This is a genomic window from Lentzea sp. NPDC036955 (assembly GCF_055608005.1).
On the sequence record NZ_JBVJRC010000004.1, the window covers coordinates 75,026 to 92,717 of the forward strand.

18 protein-coding genes are annotated in these 17,692 nt (G+C 70.1%); 6 read left to right on the forward strand and 12 right to left on the reverse strand.

Features of this window, described 5'->3' with window-relative positions:
• Nucleotides 1–69: 69 nt before the first annotated feature.
• Nucleotides 70–1,155: a class I SAM-dependent methyltransferase gene (locus ACZ7CF_RS13715; RefSeq protein WP_360397102.1), complete on the reverse strand. Its 1,086-nt coding sequence runs from the start codon at nt 1,153–1,155 to the stop codon at nt 70–72.
• Entirely contained in the window at nt 1,155–3,800 is a 2,646-nt protein-coding gene (locus ACZ7CF_RS13720; RefSeq protein WP_470369708.1) for an HAD family hydrolase, read from the reverse strand. Before ACZ7CF_RS13720 ends, ACZ7CF_RS13715 begins: the two co-directional genes overlap by 1 nt.
• Nucleotides 3,801–4,006: 206 nt before the next feature.
• On the opposite strand from ACZ7CF_RS13720, the gene lhgO reads away from it, so the two are divergent.
• A complete protein-coding gene (gene lhgO, locus ACZ7CF_RS13725) occupies nt 4,007–5,194 on the forward strand; it encodes an L-2-hydroxyglutarate oxidase (protein ID WP_360396972.1) in 1,188 nt (395 codons plus the stop codon).
• 42 nt (nt 5,195–5,236) lie between these two features.
• Here the strand turns inward: lhgO and ACZ7CF_RS13730 are convergent, their stop codons facing one another.
• Nucleotides 5,237–6,169 (reverse strand): NAD-dependent epimerase/dehydratase family protein, encoded by a 933-nt coding sequence (locus tag ACZ7CF_RS13730; RefSeq protein ID WP_360396973.1) that lies wholly within the window; start codon nt 6,167–6,169, stop codon nt 5,237–5,239.
• 17 nt (nt 6,170–6,186) lie between these two features.
• Nucleotides 6,187–6,990 (reverse strand): HAD family hydrolase, encoded by an 804-nt coding sequence (locus tag ACZ7CF_RS13735; protein WP_360396974.1) that lies wholly within the window; start codon nt 6,988–6,990, stop codon nt 6,187–6,189.
• A gap of 60 nt (nt 6,991–7,050) precedes the next feature.
• On the opposite strand from ACZ7CF_RS13735, the gene ACZ7CF_RS13740 reads away from it, so the two are divergent.
• Nucleotides 7,051–7,923, forward strand: coding sequence for an LLM class flavin-dependent oxidoreductase (locus tag ACZ7CF_RS13740; protein WP_360396975.1), 873 nt, complete (start codon nt 7,051–7,053; stop codon nt 7,921–7,923).
• Here the strand turns inward: ACZ7CF_RS13740 and serS are convergent.
• The 4 genes from serS to ACZ7CF_RS13760 all read right to left on the reverse strand — a co-directional run bounded on the left by serS (nt 7,920) and on the right by ACZ7CF_RS13760 (nt 11,627).
• Nucleotides 7,920–9,176: a serine--tRNA ligase gene (gene serS / locus ACZ7CF_RS13745; protein ID WP_360396976.1), complete on the reverse strand. Its 1,257-nt coding sequence runs from the start codon at nt 9,174–9,176 to the stop codon at nt 7,920–7,922. The two genes, ACZ7CF_RS13740 and serS, sit on opposite strands and share 4 nt — an antisense overlap.
• A gap of 142 nt (nt 9,177–9,318) precedes the next feature.
• The gene (locus ACZ7CF_RS13750) at nt 9,319–9,771 is read right to left on the reverse strand and encodes a DUF350 domain-containing protein (RefSeq protein ID WP_360397103.1); all 453 of its coding nucleotides are present in this window, start codon (nt 9,769–9,771) and stop codon (nt 9,319–9,321) included.
• A gap of 23 nt (nt 9,772–9,794) precedes the next feature.
• Entirely contained in the window at nt 9,795–10,958 is a 1,164-nt protein-coding gene (locus ACZ7CF_RS13755) for a glutathionylspermidine synthase family protein (RefSeq protein WP_360396977.1), read from the reverse strand.
• Nucleotides 10,959–10,961: 3 nt separating this feature from the next.
• Nucleotides 10,962–11,627 (reverse strand): hypothetical protein, encoded by a 666-nt coding sequence (locus tag ACZ7CF_RS13760; RefSeq protein ID WP_360396978.1) that lies wholly within the window; start codon nt 11,625–11,627, stop codon nt 10,962–10,964.
• 141 nt (nt 11,628–11,768) lie between these two features.
• On the opposite strand from ACZ7CF_RS13760, the gene ACZ7CF_RS13765 reads away from it, so the two are divergent.
• A complete protein-coding gene (locus ACZ7CF_RS13765; protein ID WP_458429763.1) occupies nt 11,769–12,851 on the forward strand; it encodes a septum formation family protein in 1,083 nt (360 codons plus the stop codon).
• The gene (locus ACZ7CF_RS13770) at nt 12,848–13,198 is read left to right on the forward strand and encodes a metallopeptidase family protein (RefSeq protein WP_360396980.1); all 351 of its coding nucleotides are present in this window, start codon (nt 12,848–12,850) and stop codon (nt 13,196–13,198) included. Before ACZ7CF_RS13765 ends, ACZ7CF_RS13770 begins: the two co-directional genes overlap by 4 nt.
• A gap of 51 nt (nt 13,199–13,249) precedes the next feature.
• On the opposite strand, the gene ACZ7CF_RS13775 is transcribed toward ACZ7CF_RS13770, so the two are convergent.
• Complete coding sequence (locus ACZ7CF_RS13775; protein WP_470369709.1) at nt 13,250–13,846, reverse strand: histidine phosphatase family protein; 597 nt, start codon at nt 13,844–13,846, stop codon at nt 13,250–13,252.
• Nucleotides 13,843–14,733: a prephenate dehydratase gene (gene pheA, locus ACZ7CF_RS13780; protein WP_360396982.1), complete on the reverse strand. Its 891-nt coding sequence runs from the start codon at nt 14,731–14,733 to the stop codon at nt 13,843–13,845. The genes ACZ7CF_RS13775 and pheA overlap by 4 nt, the downstream gene beginning before the upstream one ends.
• A gap of 135 nt (nt 14,734–14,868) precedes the next feature.
• On the opposite strand from pheA, the gene ACZ7CF_RS13785 reads away from it, so the two are divergent.
• Nucleotides 14,869–15,387: a macro domain-containing protein gene (locus ACZ7CF_RS13785; protein ID WP_360397104.1), complete on the forward strand. Its 519-nt coding sequence runs from the start codon at nt 14,869–14,871 to the stop codon at nt 15,385–15,387.
• Nucleotides 15,388–15,433: 46 nt separating this feature from the next.
• Here the strand turns inward: ACZ7CF_RS13785 and ACZ7CF_RS13790 are convergent, their stop codons facing one another.
• Nucleotides 15,434–15,868 (reverse strand): GNAT family N-acetyltransferase, encoded by a 435-nt coding sequence (locus ACZ7CF_RS13790; RefSeq protein ID WP_458429765.1) that lies wholly within the window; start codon nt 15,866–15,868, stop codon nt 15,434–15,436.
• Nucleotides 15,869–15,989: 121 nt separating this feature from the next.
• Between ACZ7CF_RS13790 and ACZ7CF_RS13795 the strand changes: the two genes are divergently transcribed.
• Complete coding sequence (locus ACZ7CF_RS13795) at nt 15,990–16,607, forward strand: response regulator transcription factor (RefSeq protein ID WP_360397105.1); 618 nt, start codon at nt 15,990–15,992, stop codon at nt 16,605–16,607.
• Here ACZ7CF_RS13795 and ACZ7CF_RS13800 read toward each other — a convergent pair.
• Entirely contained in the window at nt 16,585–17,691 is a 1,107-nt protein-coding gene (locus ACZ7CF_RS13800) for a GAF domain-containing sensor histidine kinase (RefSeq protein ID WP_360396984.1), read from the reverse strand. The two genes, ACZ7CF_RS13795 and ACZ7CF_RS13800, sit on opposite strands and share 23 nt — an antisense overlap.
• Between the last annotated feature and the right edge of the window lies 1 nt (nt 17,692).

A 17,692-nucleotide genomic window follows, 5' to 3' on the forward strand; every position in this document is an offset into this window, starting at 1 on the left:
CCGCGGGCCTGACAACGCGAAGAGGCCCTCCCGGCACAGCGCCGGGAGGGCCTCTCGTCTTGAGTCCGGTCAGGACCCGTTGCGCGCCTTGCGGATCTGCTTGCCGGCGACGCGGCTGAGCTGGTGCAGCACGGTGCCGATGTTGGGTTCCCCCGCCAGGTCGGGGTCGCGCAGGTGGCGCTGCAGCTCCGCGTTCTGCGTGCGGAGCACCCCGAGTTCGTGGTTCCGCCGTGCGAGCTCGCCGTGCAGCCGCTCGATCTCCACGCGCTGCCGGGCCACCTCCTCGGCGAAGCGGTCGTGGTTCTCCGCGGCGGCCACCGCCTCGTACTGCAGCTGCAGCACGCGCGTGTACATGGCGACGCGGTTGTTCTCCATCATCGCGAGCAGCTTCGACGACGTGTACGGCTTGAGCGCGTCGAGCAGCTTCTTGGCGAACGGGGCGTCCTTGCGCACCATCACGCCCATGCCGAACACGGCGGGCACGATGACGAACAGCCAGTCCTCGTCGGCCTCCGCGATGGCGTCCTCGATCGCGGTCAGCACGCCGTTGCGTTCGCCGCCCGCCTCGACGGCGACGCTGTACGAGCCGTGCCCGACGAAACCGGCGGGCGTGAGCTCGTCGTGCCAGATCGTCGGTCCGTCGACGAGTGACACCTCGTGCTTGGCGTCACCGGACAGCAGCGACGGCTCGTAGTACAGGTCGCGGCGCGACCAGGGCCACAGCACGTCGTGCAGCGCGATGACCGCGTCCGGCGTGTTCTTGAGCAGGTACGTCAGCTCGCCGTGCAGCACGGCGTAGTTGTGGTCGCCGTCCAGCACGTACAGGTCGGCGGCCGGCAGCTCGGCCAGCACCTGCGGCGACGGCCGTTCGACGAGCTCGAGCTTCGGGTTCTTCGCGAGCGTCTCGCGCAGCTCCGCGGTCGGGTACGGGTCGATGCAGTAGACCTTCGACGCACCCAGCTCGGTGTAGATCGAGCTGACCTGACCGGACTCGACACCGACCTCGAGGACGCTCTCGATCTTCTTGTAGGTGAAGAGGATCTTGAACATCTCGTGGAAGACGGACATCGAGTGCAGCAGGAAGGGCTGCTGCCGCGCGGTCCTCGCCTGGGCGTGGGGATCGGTTCTGTCGCCGGTCATCGCCGGGTCGAGCATCACGTGTTACCTCCCAGCTTGCGGATCGCGATCCGCGCCGCGCTTGCCGCGAGTCCGGCCGGACCGCGAGTCCTGTACTCCTGCTTGAGGCGACCGGACACCCGCGCGAGCTTCTTCGCGGTCGGCAGGTGCGGGGAGAGGTGCGAGATGGACTGCGGCAGCACTGCGAACCCGACGGTGACCTGACCCGACGACACCCAGCCGCCGGCGCGCTGCGCGATCGGCAGGATCAGCGCGGAGTGCTCGTTGTCGAACTCGACCATGTTCGCGCCGAGCCAGCGGCACTCGCGGTAGCTCATGCCGGCGAAGTCGTCGTGGCCCTCCCAGCGGACGGTGACCTTGCGGCCGCCCGCGGCGACGACCTCGGCCTCGATCCAGTCGACCCGCACGATCGCGGGACGTCCGGGCAGTGCGAGGGAGAGGTCGATGGTGTCGTGGTGCTCGAACCGCAGCCGGGCGAACGACAGGCCGTTGTGGTTGATCCGCACGCGCTTGCGCCCGGCCTCGCGCCACTTGTCCTCGGCGGTGCGGTAGTACAGCGCCGTCTCCATCGGCTCACCGCTGGACTCGAAGACCGACGGCTCGATCCGGCCGGTGGCGAGACCGCGCGCGGCCGCACCGAGACCGGTGTCGGACGCGGCGAGCAGGGCCGGCCAGAACGAGTCGCGCATGTGCAGGTCGTCGAGGTCGGCCGGCGAGAGGTACGGCAGCACGGCCTTCAGGTCCTCCGGCACGATCCTGGTGACGACCGAGGAACCGAAGTTGTCCTCGTGCGCCCAGTTGCCGAACACGGCCGCCTCCTCCGGCGTCGGCGCCTTGAGGGCCGACACGAGGATGTTGGCGAGCCGGTCCTTCGCCGCCGGGGAGGTGGTGAGGTCCGCCCACCGGCCGTCGAAGTGGGTGACGTAGCGGTTCCACTGCGCCTGGAACGCCTTGATGCCGTCCTGCACGGCCCTGCGCTCGTTGTTCTGCGAGGTCGACTCGGAGACCGGGCCGAGCACCGGCGCACCGTCCTCGGTGAACCCGATGAGCGAGCCGCAGATCGAGTTGACGCACTGCTCGAACACCTCGGGGCTGCGCACGATGGTGGCGCAGGTGTCCTCGGGGTGACCGGCCTGGGCGAGGTAGCCCTCGACCTGGAGCCCTGAGAGGTACGCGCGGGCGGCGCGGTGGTCCGTGGCGATGTAGAGACCGGCCGGGACGATGTCGCTGCCCGCCGCCTTCAACGCCTTGGCCAGCATGTACTGGATCGTGCCGCCCCAGCCGAGGTCGACGAGGGTGATGTCGTCGCCGTCCAGCGCGCCCGCCTTGCGCAGCGAGAGCATCAGCCGCTCGCGGGCGGCGGTGAGGTTGCCCTTGAGGCGGTTCTGGATGTGCGGGGTCTCGGTCAGCGCGATGCTGACCCGCTCCGCGATGCCGCCGTTGTCGATGACCGTGTTCAGGTCGCCGGCGAGGCTCGGCACGTCGCCCGCGCGCAGGCCCATCGTCGACAGCACCTGGCGCACGTTCAGCTGGTAGCTGCGCCGGATGAACTCGTGGATCGAGTCGGTGTCGAACTCCGTGACACCCGCGATCGACGTGACGTGGCGGGACAGCCAGATCGGCTTGGCCGTGACGTCCCAGCCGCGGGCCCTCGCCGCGTTGTTGACGAGCTCGGAGAGCAGCTCGCCCTCGCGCATCGGGCACCAGAGGACCTTCTTGCCCGCCGTGTGCGCCTTCCACGCCACCCACTCGGCGAAGCCGGTGAGGACGGGGCCGAACACCGAGGCGCCGTACCGCCACGCGGTGTCGACGGCCGAGTTGGACTGGTGCCGGCCGGCCTGGATCGTCTTGGCGCGCAGGCTGGTGATGCCGAAGTCGCCCTCGACGGCGTCGAAGTGCGGCGCGTACGGGCCGAAGTGCTCGACCGTGTCGTTCTCGCGCTCCAGCACGTTCGTCAGCTCGTCGTCGAGGCGGCGGAACAGCACGGTCCGCACGCCCATCTCGCCGGGCACCTCGATGTCGGCGACCACGTTGTCGCCGATGTGCACGACCTGCTCCGGCTCCTTGCCGATCTCCTTGAGCACGATCTCGAACAGCCCGCTCGCCTTGTCCAGCCCGTGCTGGTGCGAGCGGAAGATCTTGACGTCCTTCAGGCTGCCCAGCTCGGGGCGGTCGAGCAGGTAGTTGAGGTGCTCTTCGGTGAAGTAGGTGTCGGAGACGAAGATGACCTGCACGTCGTGCTTGAGCGCGCTCTTCACCACCTCGGCCATGTCGAGGTCGACGACCGTGTACTCGCGCTCGGTCTCGATCTCGGCCTTCACCAGCTCGTCGAGGCGCTCGCGGGGGAACACGTTCGACGGCATCGCGCGCCAGATGTCGAACAGCGAGACCTCGGTGCCCAGCGCCTCGCGGCCGTTGCGCGCCTTGTCCTCCGCGACCACGCGCATCCGGCGGAACGTGGCGTCGGTCACCCACTCCGGCGCGAGCCCCGCGGCGCGCAGGCGGGCGCCGAGGATGCCGAACACGTCCGCGGGCCGGGGCACGCGCCGCCACAGGATCGTGTCGAAGATGTCGAACGAGAGGACGGAGCACGACCGGTCCTCGATGATCCTGTGCACGTCCTCCAACAGCGGATGACGTCGTGCTGCCGCGACCTGAGTCATCGCGGTGCCCCCTTTTCCCCACCGCGGTGACACCGCACCGGCGAATGGCTCATACCACGGAGTTTCTGCGTGCTGCCCAGATGACACAGCGGCCGTCACCATACCGGGGCCGACCGCGCCGATCCCGGCCGGACGTATCCTTGTCGGCCGTACGCGCGGTCCACCGGAGCGGGCGTGCGGTCCACGAGGTGAATGAGGGAGACGTCTTGCGGCACGCGATCGTGATCGGTGGCGGCATCCTCGGTCTGGCAACGGCGAACGAGCTGGTCAGCAGGGGTTACCGGGTAACGGTTCTGGAGAAGGAGGGCCACTGGGCGGCCCACCAGAGCGGCCACAACTCCAACGTGGTGCACGCGGGGCTGTACTACAAGCCCGGCTCCTTCAAGGCGCGCATGAGCGTGGCGGGCAACCGCTCGATCATCGACTTCGCCCGCGCCAACGGGGTGGCGCACGAGGTGTGCGGCAAGCTCGTCGTCGCCACCTCCCCCGACGAGCTGCCCGCGCTGAACGTGCTCGCGGAGCGCGCGGAGGCGAACGGCGTGCCCGCCAAGCTGATCTCCCCCGCCGAGGCGCGCGACTACGAGCCCGAGGTCTCCTGCGTGGCCGCCCTGCGCGTGGAGAGCACCGGCATCATCGACTTCCCCGGCATCTGCGGCGCTCTGGTCCGGTCGCTGAACGCGGCCGGCGCCGACCTGCGCCTGTTCACGCCCGCGCTGGGCATCCGCCCCGGCCGCACCGGCGGGGTCGAGGTCGCCACCGGCACCGAGGTGCTGCGCGCCGACCTGCTGGTCAACTGTGCCGGTCTGCAGTCCGACCGCGTCGCCCGCCTCGCCGGCCTGGAGCCGCGCGCGACGATCGTGCCGTTCCGCGGCGAGTACTACGAGCTCGCCCCGCAGGCGCGCCACCTGGTCAAGGGCCTCATCTACCCGGTGCCGGACCCGACGCTGCCGTTCCTCGGCGTGCACCTCACCCGCATGCTCGACGGTTCCGTGCACGCGGGCCCCAACGCCGTGCTCGCGCTGCGCCGCGAGGGCTACCGGTGGACCCAGATCTCGCCCGCCGACCTCTGGGACGTGGCCCGGTTCCCCGGCATCTGGAAGCTCGCCCGCAAGTTCGCGAAGACCGGGGCCGAGGAGGTGCTGCGGTCGTTCTCGAAGAAGCGGTTCGCCGCCTCGCTGGCCCGGCTCGTGCCGGCGGTGCAGGAGTCGGACCTGGTCAGGTCCGAGGCCGGCGTGCGGGCGCAGGCGATGCTGCCGGACGGCTCGCTGGTCGACGACTTCCTCATCGAGACGGCACCGGCCCAGGTGCACGTGCTGAACGCGCCCTCGCCGGCGGCGACGTCGTCGCTGGAGATCGCCCGGTACGTGGCCGACCAGGCGGTCGCCCAGGCCTGACGGGCGGCCGGGCCTGACCTTCCGCCAGGCCCGGCCGGTCGCTCAGAGCTGAGCGCGGAAGTAGTCGACCGTGCGGGACACGCCCGTCGCGATGTCGACCTCCGGGGTCCAGCCGAGGTCGCGCTCCGCGGCACTCGCGTCGAGCGCGGAGGCGCGCAGGTCGCCGAGGCGGGCCGGGGCGTGCTCCGGGTCGTCCGCGGCACCCGCCGCCTTCGCGACGAGCGTGTGCAGCTCGCGGTCGGACACCTGGTGGCCGGTGCCGATGTTGTAGCGCTGCCCGCCGCCGGCCTCACCGGACGCGGCGACGAACGCCGAGACGACGTCCTCGACGTAGACGTAGTCGCGGGTGTTGCCGCCGTCGCCGAAGACCTTGGTCGGCTTCCCGGCGAGCAGGGCGTTGGCGAAGATCGCGATCACACCCGCCTCGCCGTGCGGGTCCTGGCGGGGGCCGTAGACGTTGGCCAGCGCCAGGTGGGTGCACTCCAGGCCGTAGAGCTGGCGGTAGGTGTTGAGGTACACCTCGCCGGAGACCTTCGACGCCGCGTAGGGCGACTTCGGGTTGATCGGCACGGCCTCGGACACCGGGAGCACGTCCGGGGTGCCGTAGATCGAGCCACCGGAGGAGGCGAAGCAGACCTTGCGCACGCCGGCGCGGCGGGCGGCCTCCGCGAGGTTCACGGTGCCCAGGACGTTCTGGGTCGCGTCGTCCAGCGGCCGCTCGACGCTCACGCGCACGTCGATCTGCGCGGCCAGGTGGTAGACGACCTCGGGAGCGGCCGCCGCGACCACGTCGGCCAGCTCCGGCGAGGTGACGTCGAGCTGCGTGAACGAGTAGCGCTCGGCGTGGGCCTCGGGCGCCGTGCGCTTGCCCCGCCGCAGGTCGTCGACGACGTGGACGGTGTGGCCGTCGCGCAGGAGGCGGTCGACGAGGGTGGAGCCGATGAACCCGGCACCGCCGGTCACGAGAGCACGCATGGCGCCAGCCTACGAGGTCAGAACCAGCGCTCGAGGACCAGGGCGATGCCGTCCTCCGAGTTCGGAGCGGTGACCTCGTCCGCCGCTTCCAGGGCCGACGGGTGCGCGTTGGCCATCGCCACGCCGTGCCCCGCCCACTGCAGCATCGGGATGTCGTTGGGCATGTCGCCGAACGCCACCACGGCGCTCGCGGGGACGCCGAAGCGCTCGGCGGCGTCGGCGAGACCGGTGGCCTTCGTGACGCCCTTGGCGGACAGCTCGATCAGCCCGTTGTTCGTGGAGAACGTCACGTCGACGTGGTCGGTGACCAGGCCCTCGCACGCCTCGACCATCGCGGCGCTGGTCATGCCGGTGTGCCTGACCAGCATCTTGACGGCGTCGAACCCGAGCACGCGGGCGCGGTGGACGTCCTCGGACGGTCCCTCCGGCCAGGCGTGCTCGTAGCCGTGCTCGGCGACGAAGTCGGAGTCGGCCGCGGTCTCGCCGAGGCGTTCGACGGCGAGCGCGCAGCCGGGCAGGACGCGGTCCAGCGTGCTCGCGATGTCGCTGAGCAGGACCGGGTCGAGGCCCCTGCGCCACAGGACGCGGTCGGCGGCGATGTCGTAGAGGGCGGCGCCGTTCGCGCAGACGGCGAGACCCGTCGTGCCCGCCTTGGCGGCCGGCGTGGGGATCCAGCGCGGCGGACGGCCCGTGACGAGGACGAAGGGCACCTTCGCCGCGATCACCCGGCCGACCACCGCCGCGGTGCGGGGTGACACCTCGTCGGTGGGCGTGAGCAGGGTTCCGTCGATGTCGGTCGCGACCAGCAGAGGTTGTTCCACGTCCACCATGTTGCCTGGTGTGGTTCGTCCGGCGGCAGAACAGGTCGTTACGGTACGGGTGTGCGCACAGGCATAGTGATCCTTCCCGAGCACCGCTGGTGGATTGCCGAGCCCAAGTGGAGGGCCGCCGAGGAGTACGGCTTCCACCACGCGTGGACCTACGACCACCTCGGGTGGCGCACGCTCGTCGACGGACCGTGGTTCGGTTCCATCCCCACGCTCACCGCCGCCGCGATGGTGACGACCCGGATTCGCCTGGGAACGCTGGTGGCCAGCCCGAACTTCCGCCACCCGGTGTCGTTCGCCCGCGAGCTGCTGGCCGTGGACGACGTGTCCGACGGCCGGTTCACGCTCGGCGTCGGCGCCGGTGGCCCCGGCTACGACACGACGGTGCTGGGCGGCAAGCCGCCGTTGCCGAAGGAGCGCACCGAGCGGTTCACCGAGTTCGTCGAGCTGCTCGCACAGCTGCTGTCGCAGGACGAGGTGAGCTACGACGGCCGCTACTACCAGGCCGTGGAGGCCCGCGGCTTCCCCGGCTGCGTGCAGCGGCCGCGGCTGCCGTTCGTGGTGGCGGCGAACGGGCCGAAGGCGATGGAGGTGGCGGCGCGGTTCGGCACCGGCTGGGTCACGATGGGCCCGCCGGCCGAGGACCACGAGGAGTGGTGGCGCGGCGTCGCGCGGATGGCCGCGCAGTTCGACGAGACGATCCTGCGCACCGGCCGCCGCACGCGCGTCGACCGGTACCTCAACCTCGACTCGGCACCGGTCTACTCGCTGTCGTCGGTGCAGTGCTTCACCGACGCCGTCGGCCGCGCGGCCGAGCTGGGCTTCACCGACGTGGTGTCGCACTGGCCGCGGCACGACGGCGTGTACGCGGGCAGCGAGTCGGTGGTCGAACAGGTCGCCGCCGACGTGCTGCCCGCGCTCGGTTAGCCCTTCGGGACCAGCTTCTCGACGCCGCCCATGAACGGCCGCAGCGCCGCGGGCACGGTGACCGAGCCGTCGGCGTTCTGGTGGTTCTCCAGGATCGCGACGATCCAGCGCGTGGTCGCCAGCGTGCCGTTGAGCGTGGCCGCGATCTGCGACTTGCCGTTCTCGTCGCGGTAGCGGACGTTCAGCCTGCGCGCCTGGAACGTGGTGCAGTTCGACGTCGAGGTCAGCTCGCGGTACTTGCCCTGGGTCGGCACCCACGCCTCGCAGTCGAACTTGCGGTGCGCGGACGTGCCCAGGTCGCCGGTCGCCGTGTCGATGACGCGGTAGGGGACCTCGATCTTGGCGAGCATCTCCTCCTCCCACGCCAGCAGCCGGGCGTGCTCCGCCTCGGCGTCCTCCGGCTTGACGTAGGAGAACATCTCGACCTTGTTGAACTGGTGCACGCGGATGATGCCGCGGGTGTCCTTGCCGTACGAGCCGGCCTCGCGCCGGTAGCACGACGACCAGCCCGCGTAGCGCCGCTCGCCGTCGAGGATCTCGTCGGCGTGGTAGCCCGCGAGCGGCACCTCGGACGTGCCGACCAGGTACAGGTCGTCGTTCGGCAGGTGGTAGATCTCGCTGGAGTGCGCGCCCAGGAACCCGGTGCCCGCCATGATCTCCGGCCGCACCAGCGTGGGCGTGATCATCAACGTGAAGCCGTTCGCCGTCGCCTGCGCCGCCGCCATGTTCAGCAGCGCGAGCTCCAGCTGCGCCCCCACCCCGGTGAGGAAGTAGAACCGCGACCCGCCGACCTTGGCGCCGCGCTCCATGTCGATCGCGCCCAGCTTCGTGCCCAGGTCGAGGTGGTCGACCGGCTCGAAGTCGAACTCGCGGGGCTCGCCGACGGTCTTGAGGACCACGAAGTCGTCCTCGCCGCCGACCGGGGCGTCCGGGTGCACCAGGTTCGGGATCTTGGCCAGCAGCTCGTCGACCTCGGCCGCGGTGGCGTGCTGCTCGGCCTCGGCGGCCTTCACCTCGTTCGACAGGTCCTTGGCCTTCACCAGCAACGCGGTCTTGTCGTCGCCCTTGGCCTTGCCGACCTCCTTGCCGAGCACCTTCTGCTCGGCGCGCAGGGTGTCCGCGCGGGAGATCGCGGAACGCCGGCGCTCGTCAGCGGACAGCAGGGCGTCGACGACACCTTCGTCCTCGCCGCGGGCACGCTGCGAAGCGCGCACGATCTCCGGGTTCTCGCGCAACACCTTGAGGTCAATCACCCTGAGAAGGGTAGACCAGCCCGTACCACGCCCCTCACCGAGTTCCGCCCACCCGCCCACCGACCGGGCACGCGGGGGCCCCGCGTTCCCCCAGGGGGAACGCGGGGCCCCCGCGTGACTTCCGTGATGCGGAAAGGTGGGGCTAGCTGATCGCGACCGCCACCACGAGGCCGAGCGCCAGGTGCGCGGAGGCGACGACGACCGAGGCCGGGGCGAACCGGTCCGACTCGATGATCGAGCCGATGTCCAGGCGGGTGATCCACTCCAGCAGCCGGACCGCGGCCACCTGCACGATGATGCCGAAGAAGCCGTAGATCAGGGCCGAGAGGAGGCCCTCGTCGAGCTTGCCGACCGAGCTGGTGATGGCGACGACCACGATGAAGGCCATCGACAGCAGACCGGAGGCGGTCACGATGACGGCGTTCGGTGCACCGTTGCGGACGAGGGTGGACAGCTTGCCCGGGGTCGTCCAGTCGATCGCGTAGAAGCCGAACACCATGAGGACCAGACCGACGACGGCGTACAGCGCGATCGCGCCGATGCCCCGGCCGATGGCCGAGCCGAAGCCGGGGTCCAACGCGAGCTGCGTCGTGATCATGTGCTGTTCCCTTTCGGAGTTCACTCAACAATGCGGTGCGGCACGAACGCCGCGCCATCGTCGGTCACCAGACCGACTGTTTCCCGGATGCCCAGTCCCGCCGACGTGTCGCCGACGACCCAGGCTCCCAACGCGGGGCGGTAGCCGTCGAAGTCCGGAAGCGGGTCGAACAGCTGGTACACGAAGCCTTCTTTGCCGTACACGCCGCCGGTCTGCGTCTCGTAGCCGGGCGCGACGATCTGGATGTTCGACCCCTCACGGCCGAGCAGCGGCTTGCGCACGTACTCGGTCAGCATGCCGGGGTTGTTCAGGTACGCGGGCAGCAGGTTCGGGTGGCCCGGGTACATCTCCCACAGCACCGCGAGCAGCGCCTTGTTGGAGAGCAGCATCTTCCACAGCGGCTCGATCCACAGGGTGGCGGGCAGCGACTCGACGGCGTGGCGGCCGAACTGCTCCTCGACCACCCACTCCCACGGGTAGAGCTTGACCACGGTGTTCATCGGGGCCTCTTCGAGGTCGACGAACCGGTTGAGCAGCGTGTCCCAGCCCAGGTCCTCGATCGCGAGCCCGACGGTGTTCAGCCCGGCCTCCGCGGCCGTCTCCTGCAGGTAGGCGGTGGTGAGGTGGTCCTCGCCGGACGGTTCCGCGCCCGACCAGGTGAAGTGGACCTCACCGGAGGGCAGCTTCGCGCCGATCTGGGACCAGCGCTCGACCAGCTGCTCGTGCAGCGAGTTCCACTGGTCGTCGTCGGCGAACACGTCGGTCTTCCAGTTCCACTGGATGATCGCGGCCTCGAGCAGCGAGGTGGGCGTGTCGGCGTTGTACTCCAGCAGCTTGGCCGGGCCGGAGCCGTCGTAGCGCAGGTCGAAGCGGCCGTAGAGGTGCGGGTCGTGCCGCCGCCACGACTCGGCGATGTGCGGCCACACCCACTCGGGGATGCCGAAGTCGCGGTAGCGCTCGGTGGTGACCACGTTGTCCACCGCGTCGAGGCACATGGAGTGGAGCAGCTCGACGTCGGCTTCGAGCGAGAGGATCTCGCTCATCTCGAACACGTAGTGCACCGACTCGTCCCAGTACGGGCGGTCGGAGCCGTTGGCGTACTTCGCGGGCAGCCCGAACACGAGGCCCTGGTCAGAGACCGTCCGCTGCCAGTTCGGCCGCGGTGAGGAGGTTTCACGACGCAACTGTCAGCTCCCGCTGCTGGACTTGCCGCTGCTGACGCCGAACCCGCCGCGCTGCACGGTCGTGCCCGACTTCGTGGACACGTTCGCACCCTTGGGGATGGTGTAGCTGCCGCCGGTCACCTTCTGGCCGACCGCGCCCGAACCGCCGTAGTTGTAGCGGTACTGGCTGCCGCCGATGTAGATGAACCCGCCGCTGCTGTACCCGCCGTGGCTGCGGTAGTAGCTCTCGTCGCAGTAGTCGTCGTCGACGATGACGTTGTTCTTGTCGGTGCACTGCGCCGTGACGTTCTTGGGGCTGGCGGCTGCGTACCAGATCGCGATCAGCGCGACGACACCCACCGTGACGCCACCACCGATGAGCAGGCGTTTGCGGGTCTTGCGGCGCTTCTCGAACGCGGCGGACTCGGCGGCGAACCGCTCCTGCTGCGCCTTCTGCGCGGCGGCACGGGCGCGCTGCTCCGCGACCGACGGCTGACGCGCCTTGGTCACACCGGCCTGCTGCTGGCGCACCTGGCCCTTGCCCTTCTGCTGGGCGGGGGGCTGGGCCGGTCCCGGCTGCGGCACCGGCACCTGCGGCGGCAGCTGCTGGTACGGCGCCGGCTGTTGCGGCTCTTGCGGCTGGCCGGGAGGCCCCTGAGGCGGCATCCCCTGCTGGTTGTTGTCAGTCATCACCACTCCCGCGGGCAAGGTACCTAGCGATACGACCATTTGACGGCCAATCAGGTGACGAGTGTCCTAATAGCAACACTCGCCCCCTTTGGTCCAACCCGGCCGACAGCCGTCTCACACAGCACAGGCATCATGGATGAGATGTCTCCGAGCGCCGGTTGGTTGAGTCGATCAGGTCACATCCGCGACACGCGGCTGGTGATGCTGGGCGCGTTCGTGGGCGCGTTCGGCCTGCTGATGGTGTCCGCGTTCACGTCCGTGCTGGCAGGAGGCCCGCTGACCACCAAGCGCGAGCTGGTGAACGCGGCCTACCAGGCCGTGGCGGGCGACTGCCTGAACTGGGCGAAGACCGACCTGTCCGACGCGCAGAAGGTCGACTGCACCGCCGCGCACAGGTTCGAGGTGACCGGCACGGCCGACATCGCGGCCGGCTACCCGAAGGAAGCGCCGTTCCCGACGCCCGAGGCGTGGGAGAAGATCGCCCAGGACAACTGCGCGCAGGCGGCGACCACGTACATGTCCGGCAAGCTCGACCCCAAGGGCAAGTACGGCGTGAGCTCGCTCAACCCGGACGAGAACCGCTGGAAGAACGGCGACCGCCAGCTGCGCTGCGGCCTCCAGGTCACCGCACCCTCCGGCGCGCCGCTGCCCTCGTTCGGCAGCGCGAAGACCCAGGACCAGTCGAACGTGTACGACCCCGGCGTGTGCGTCGCGCTCGGTGAGAACAACACGGTCGGCGACCCGATCGAGTGCGCCCAGCCGCACGCGTTCGAGATCATCGGCGTCTTCGCGCACCCCGAGGGCGAGTACCTGGCGCCCGAGAAGCAGGACGCCGTGATGTCCGAGCAGTGCGCGGCGATCGCGGTCGAGTACACCGGTGGCGCCGACCTGAAGGCCAAGGGCCTGCTCGTCACGTGGGACGTCCGCGCCCAGGAGAGCTGGGCCGTCGGCTCCCGCAAGGCCAACTGCAAGATCGGCGCCGTCCCCGAGGGCGAGAAGCTCGTCGCGTGGAAGGGCAGCGTCCGCAACCCCGACGGCGCCCCGCTGACCACCTCGAACCCGCCGCAGACCACCTCGGTCAAGCCGCAGGACGAGCCCACCGGTGCCCCGCTGCACTCCCAGTCCGGCCAGCCGTCCGGCAGCGCGGAACCGTCCGAGTCCGGCAAGCCCGACAAGCCGTCCAGCAGCCAGCCCACCACGACGACGACAACCGAGAACCGATGACTGTGGAGATGACGCGCGCCCGGTTCGACGAGCTCGTCGAGGAGGCGCTGGACCTGGTCCCACCCGACTTCCTGCACGCCATGAACAACGTGGTCGTGCTGGTCGAGGACCGCAACCCGGACGAGCCGTCACTGCTCGGCCTCTACCAGGGCATCGCGCTGACCGAGCGGAACACCGACTACGGCGGCACCCTGCCCGACCACATCTTCATCTACCGCGAGGCGATCCTCGACATCTGCACCACCGAGGACGACGTGGTCGAGGAAGTGATCGTCACCGTGGTCCACGAGATCGCGCACCACTTCGGCGTGGACGACGCAAAGCTCCACGAGCTGGGCTGGGGCTGACCCCTCCCCCTGCTGCTCCAGCATCTTGCAGATGCCGGTGGAGCAAGGGGGCTAGACGTCCACGCCTGCCCACGAGCGGCACAGCCAGCCGTCGCCGTCGCGCTCCAGCACCACCACGCCGGTGTTGGGCAGCAGGTTCTCCGCCAGTTCCACCGGCACGTTGTCGGCGAGCGCCAGTGCGCCCATGCGGCCGGCGCCGCCGTGGGTCACGACCATGACGGTGCCGGTGTCGCGGTGGATCGACCCGATGGCGCCGAGGAACCGGTCCAGCACCTGCTGCCCGGTCTCACCGCCGCCGGGGAACGCCACGTCGAGGGCGCCCTCCGCCCACTTCACGACGGTCTCCAGGTAGGTCCGGTAGGCCTCGGTGTCGTTGCGGCCCTCCAGGGAACCGACCTGGATCTCCTCGATGCCCTCCAGGACCTGGACGGGCAGGCCGAAGCGTTCGGCGGTGGGGGCGGCGGTCTGCTGGGCACGCAGGCCGATGCTCGCGTAGACGGCGGTGATGTCCTCGCCGGCGAGCGAGTCGGCCAGTTCGCGGGCCTGTTTGTGGCCCAGTTCGGTGAGCGGGGGGCCGGGCATGGCCGTGTCCAGCCTCCGCTCGATGTTCGACGCCGTCTCGCCGTGCCTGACCAGCAGCAACCTCACCCGCGCTCGCCCTTTCTGACAGCATCGACCCAGGAGGCTGCCGCGGCGAACTCGTCGTTGTGAGCGGTCACGGGTTCCCGGTCGGCCTTCGGGAAGGACCCCAGGAACCGGATCTCGTGCGAGTGCCGGTGCAGCGCGGCCAGCGCGTCACCGATCCTCGGTTCTGCGATGTGCCCCTCGACGTCGATGTAGAAGCGGTACGTCCCCAGTTTGCCCTTCGTGGGACGCGATTCGAGGCCGGTGAGATTGATCCCACGCAACGCGATCTCGGTGAGCAGCTCGGACAGCACGCCGACGCGGTTCGGCGTGGTCACGACGACGCTGGTGCGGTCGGCACCGGTCGGCTGCGGCAGCTCACCCGGCTGGCGCAGCAGCAGGAACCGGGTGCGCGCGTCGGCCACGTCGAGCACGTCGACCGCGTGCTCTTCGAGCCCGTAGTGGTTGATCGCCACGGGGGCGGTGACGGCGGCGTCGAACTCGCCGCGTTCCACGGCGGCGGCCGCGGCGGCGGTCGAGGAGGTGGCGATGGAGGTGGCGCCGGGCAGGTTGGCCGCGATCCACTCACGGGTCTGGGCCAGTGCGTGCGGGTGCGAGGCAACGGTCGAGATCGACGTGGTGCCGGGCCGGACCAGGACGCTGAACCGGACGTCGAGCACGGTCTCGGCGACGGCGACCACGGGCGTGTCGCGGATCAGGACGTCCAGCGTCGCGGGGACGGCGCCCTCGACGGAGTTCTCGATCGGGACGCACGCGAACTCGGTGTCACCGGACCGGACCGCCGCGACGGCGAGCGGGATCGTGTCGACCGGGACGAGGTCGGAGCCGAACCGGAGCGCTGCCTGCTCGGTGAAGGTCCCCTGTGGTCCGAAGTACGCAATGCGAGGCACCCGCTCACAGTAGAGGTGAGGATCACGCCTGTGTCAGCGGCCGAACCTGGGTTCCGCCGGGGCCGTGCGAACTGGAATGCTTGGGGCGTGCCCGCTCTAGCGCCAGAACTCGTGTTGTGCGCGGTCGACGAACCGATGGCGAACGCCTGGCTCGCCGTGGCTGCCGGGCGGAGCGGTGTGCGGGTGCACCGCGGGTCCGTGCTGGACATCCACGCGCAGGCCGTGGTCAGCCCGGCGAACTCGCAGGGCTGGATGCGCGGCGGCATCGACGCCGTCTACGCGCAGGCGTTCCCGATGGTCGAGAACAACGTCCGCAGCGCCGTGCTCGCGTTGCACGGCGGTGAGCTCCCGGTCGGTGACGCGCAGATCGTGGCGACCGGCGAGACCGAGCCGGCGTGGCTGATCAGCGCGCCGACCATGCGCATGCCGGGCGAACTGCTGCCGAACGACACCGTCCACCCCTACCTGGCCGCCCGCGCCGTCCTGCGGCTCTGGCTCGAGGGCAGGCTGGAGGACGGCACGCCGGTGCGCGACGCCGTCCACACCATCGCGATGCCGGGTCTGGGCACCGGGGTGGGAGGCGTCGCGCCGACCACGTGCGCGCGTCAGGTCGCCGCCGCGTGGGACGAGGCGTTCAACCCGCTGCGCGTGTAGTCCACTTGTGCACAACCCTGTGGACAGAGTTGTGGACACCTGTGGACTACTGGCGGGGTGCGACCCATCGTTCCAGGTCGAGCTCGTCCGTCATGGGGATGCCGAAGTCGCCGACGGTGGGGATCTCCGGTTTGAGCTTGCGCGCCTCGCGGACCGCGTCGGGCCGCAACGCCGTCATCTTGAACCCGCGGCGCTGGTAGAAGCGCAACGCGTCCAGGTTGTCGTTGGTGGTCGTCAGGCGGACGCGGTTGCACCCGAGCGTGCGCGCCTGGCGGACCGCGGCGTCGACGAGCGCGGTGCCGACGCCGCGGCCCCTGCGCAGCGCGTCGATCGTGACGATCTCCAGCTGGTGGTTCGCCACCGCGTAGGTCAGCAGGCCGAGCACGTGGCCCTGCTTCTCCACGAGGAAGCCCGGCAGACTCGCCGGGAAGAACACCTCTCCGTGCGCGACGGAGGTGTGCGCTCCCCATAGCTCAAGCACCAACCGAGCGACGACTATGCGATCTGCTTCCTCGATCGGTCGTACTGAGCCTTCTGCCATGCCAAGAACTGTCTCAATCCGAGTGACGCTCAGGAACACCCATTCGACGTACGGTGGATTCGTGCCAGTGCGCGTTTTGTTGGTTGACGATCACGAAGTAGTGCGCAGAGGACTGCGCGAGATGCTCGACGACGAGGAGGACATCTCCGTCATCGCCGAGGCCGGTTCCGTGGACGAGGCGGTGACGCGGGCCCAGAGGACTTCGCCCGACGTGGCCGTCGTGGACGTTCAACTGCCCGACGGCAGTGGTGTGGACCTGTGCCGGACGCTGCGGGACCTGGGCGTCCGCTGCCTCGTGCTGACCGCCTTCGACGACGAGGAGGCGCTGGTCGGCGCGATCATGGCGGGTGCGTCGGGATATCTGCTCAAGCAGGTGCGGGGCCAGGACGTCGTCACCGCGGTGCGCGAGGTCGCGGCTGGACGGTCCCTTCTGGACCCGGCCACGACGGCGCGCGTCCTCGACCGGATGCGGAATCCGGCTCCGGTCGGACTCACCGACCAGGAACAACGGGTGCTGGAACTGATCGGTGAGGGTCTGACAAACCGCCAAATCGGTGAAAGGTTGTTCCTCGCGGAGAAGACCGTGAAGAACTACGTGACGTCCGTGCTCGCCAAACTCGGGATGGAACGGCGTACGCAAGCCGCCGCATGGGTGGCTAAACGGGGACGGACCAGGTGAGCGTCGTCCCGTTCGGTGAACTCACGACGCGGAAATCGCCGCTCGCGGACTTGGCCCGTTCCGCGAGGTGCCGCAGTCCGCGTTGAGTCACGCCGGACGGGATGCCGCATCCGTTGTCCGCGACCCGCAGCAGCAGATGCTTCTCATCGCGCCGTACGTCGATCTGGACGTTCGTGGCACCTGAGTGCCGCACGACGTTCGACAACGCCTCCCGCAGGGCCGCTCGGGTGTCGTCGGCGAGCCTGCGCGGCACGTTCGCCAGGTCGCCGGCCACGTGCAGGCGCGGGCCGAACCCGAGCAGCTCACCGGCCGTGCGGACCTCGGCGTTGACCGAGTCGAGCAGGTCGGTGGAGTCGGCGGGGTCGGTGTTGCGCAGCTTGCGGACGGTCGCGCGGACCTCGGCGATCGTCTCGTCGACCAGGTCGACGGCCTCGTTGATGCGGGTCCGGTCGGTGTTGTCGAGCTTCTTGCCCAGCCGGCGTTCCAGCAGGCTGAGCTGCACGCCGGCGCCGTAGAGGCGCTGGATGATCACGTCGTGCAGGTCGCGGGCGATGCGTTCGCGCTCCTCGTAGACGGCGACCCGCTGGCGTGCGGTGAAGCCCTCCGCGAGCACGACCGCGAGCCCTGCCTGGGCGGCGAACGCGCTCAGCACGTCCACCGTCTCCTGCGTGAACGCCGGCTTGTCGCGCCTGCGGTAGACCGCGAGGGCGCCGATCTTGCGGTCGGACGTGCCGAACGGGGCCACCGCGAACGGGCCGTAGCTGCGCAGCGCGTGCGGCACGTACGGGGCAGTGCGCGGGTCGTTCGTCACGTCGCCGGCCATCACCGGGACGCCGGTGCGGGCGGCCTTTGCTGCGGCGCTGCGCGGGCTCAGGGTCGCGACGACCGGCTCACCGCTGGACGCCTCGACGGTGAGCGTGCCGTCGTCGTCGGGCGTGGCGAGCATGGCGAGGCCGAGGTCGGCGTCCGCGATCTCCGCAGCGGCCTCGACCACGAGCCGCAGCACGTTCTCGGGGTCTTCCAGCGCCGCCGACGTGATCTCGGTGGACGCGACGAGCACGCGCCGCGCCAGGGAGGGGTCCATG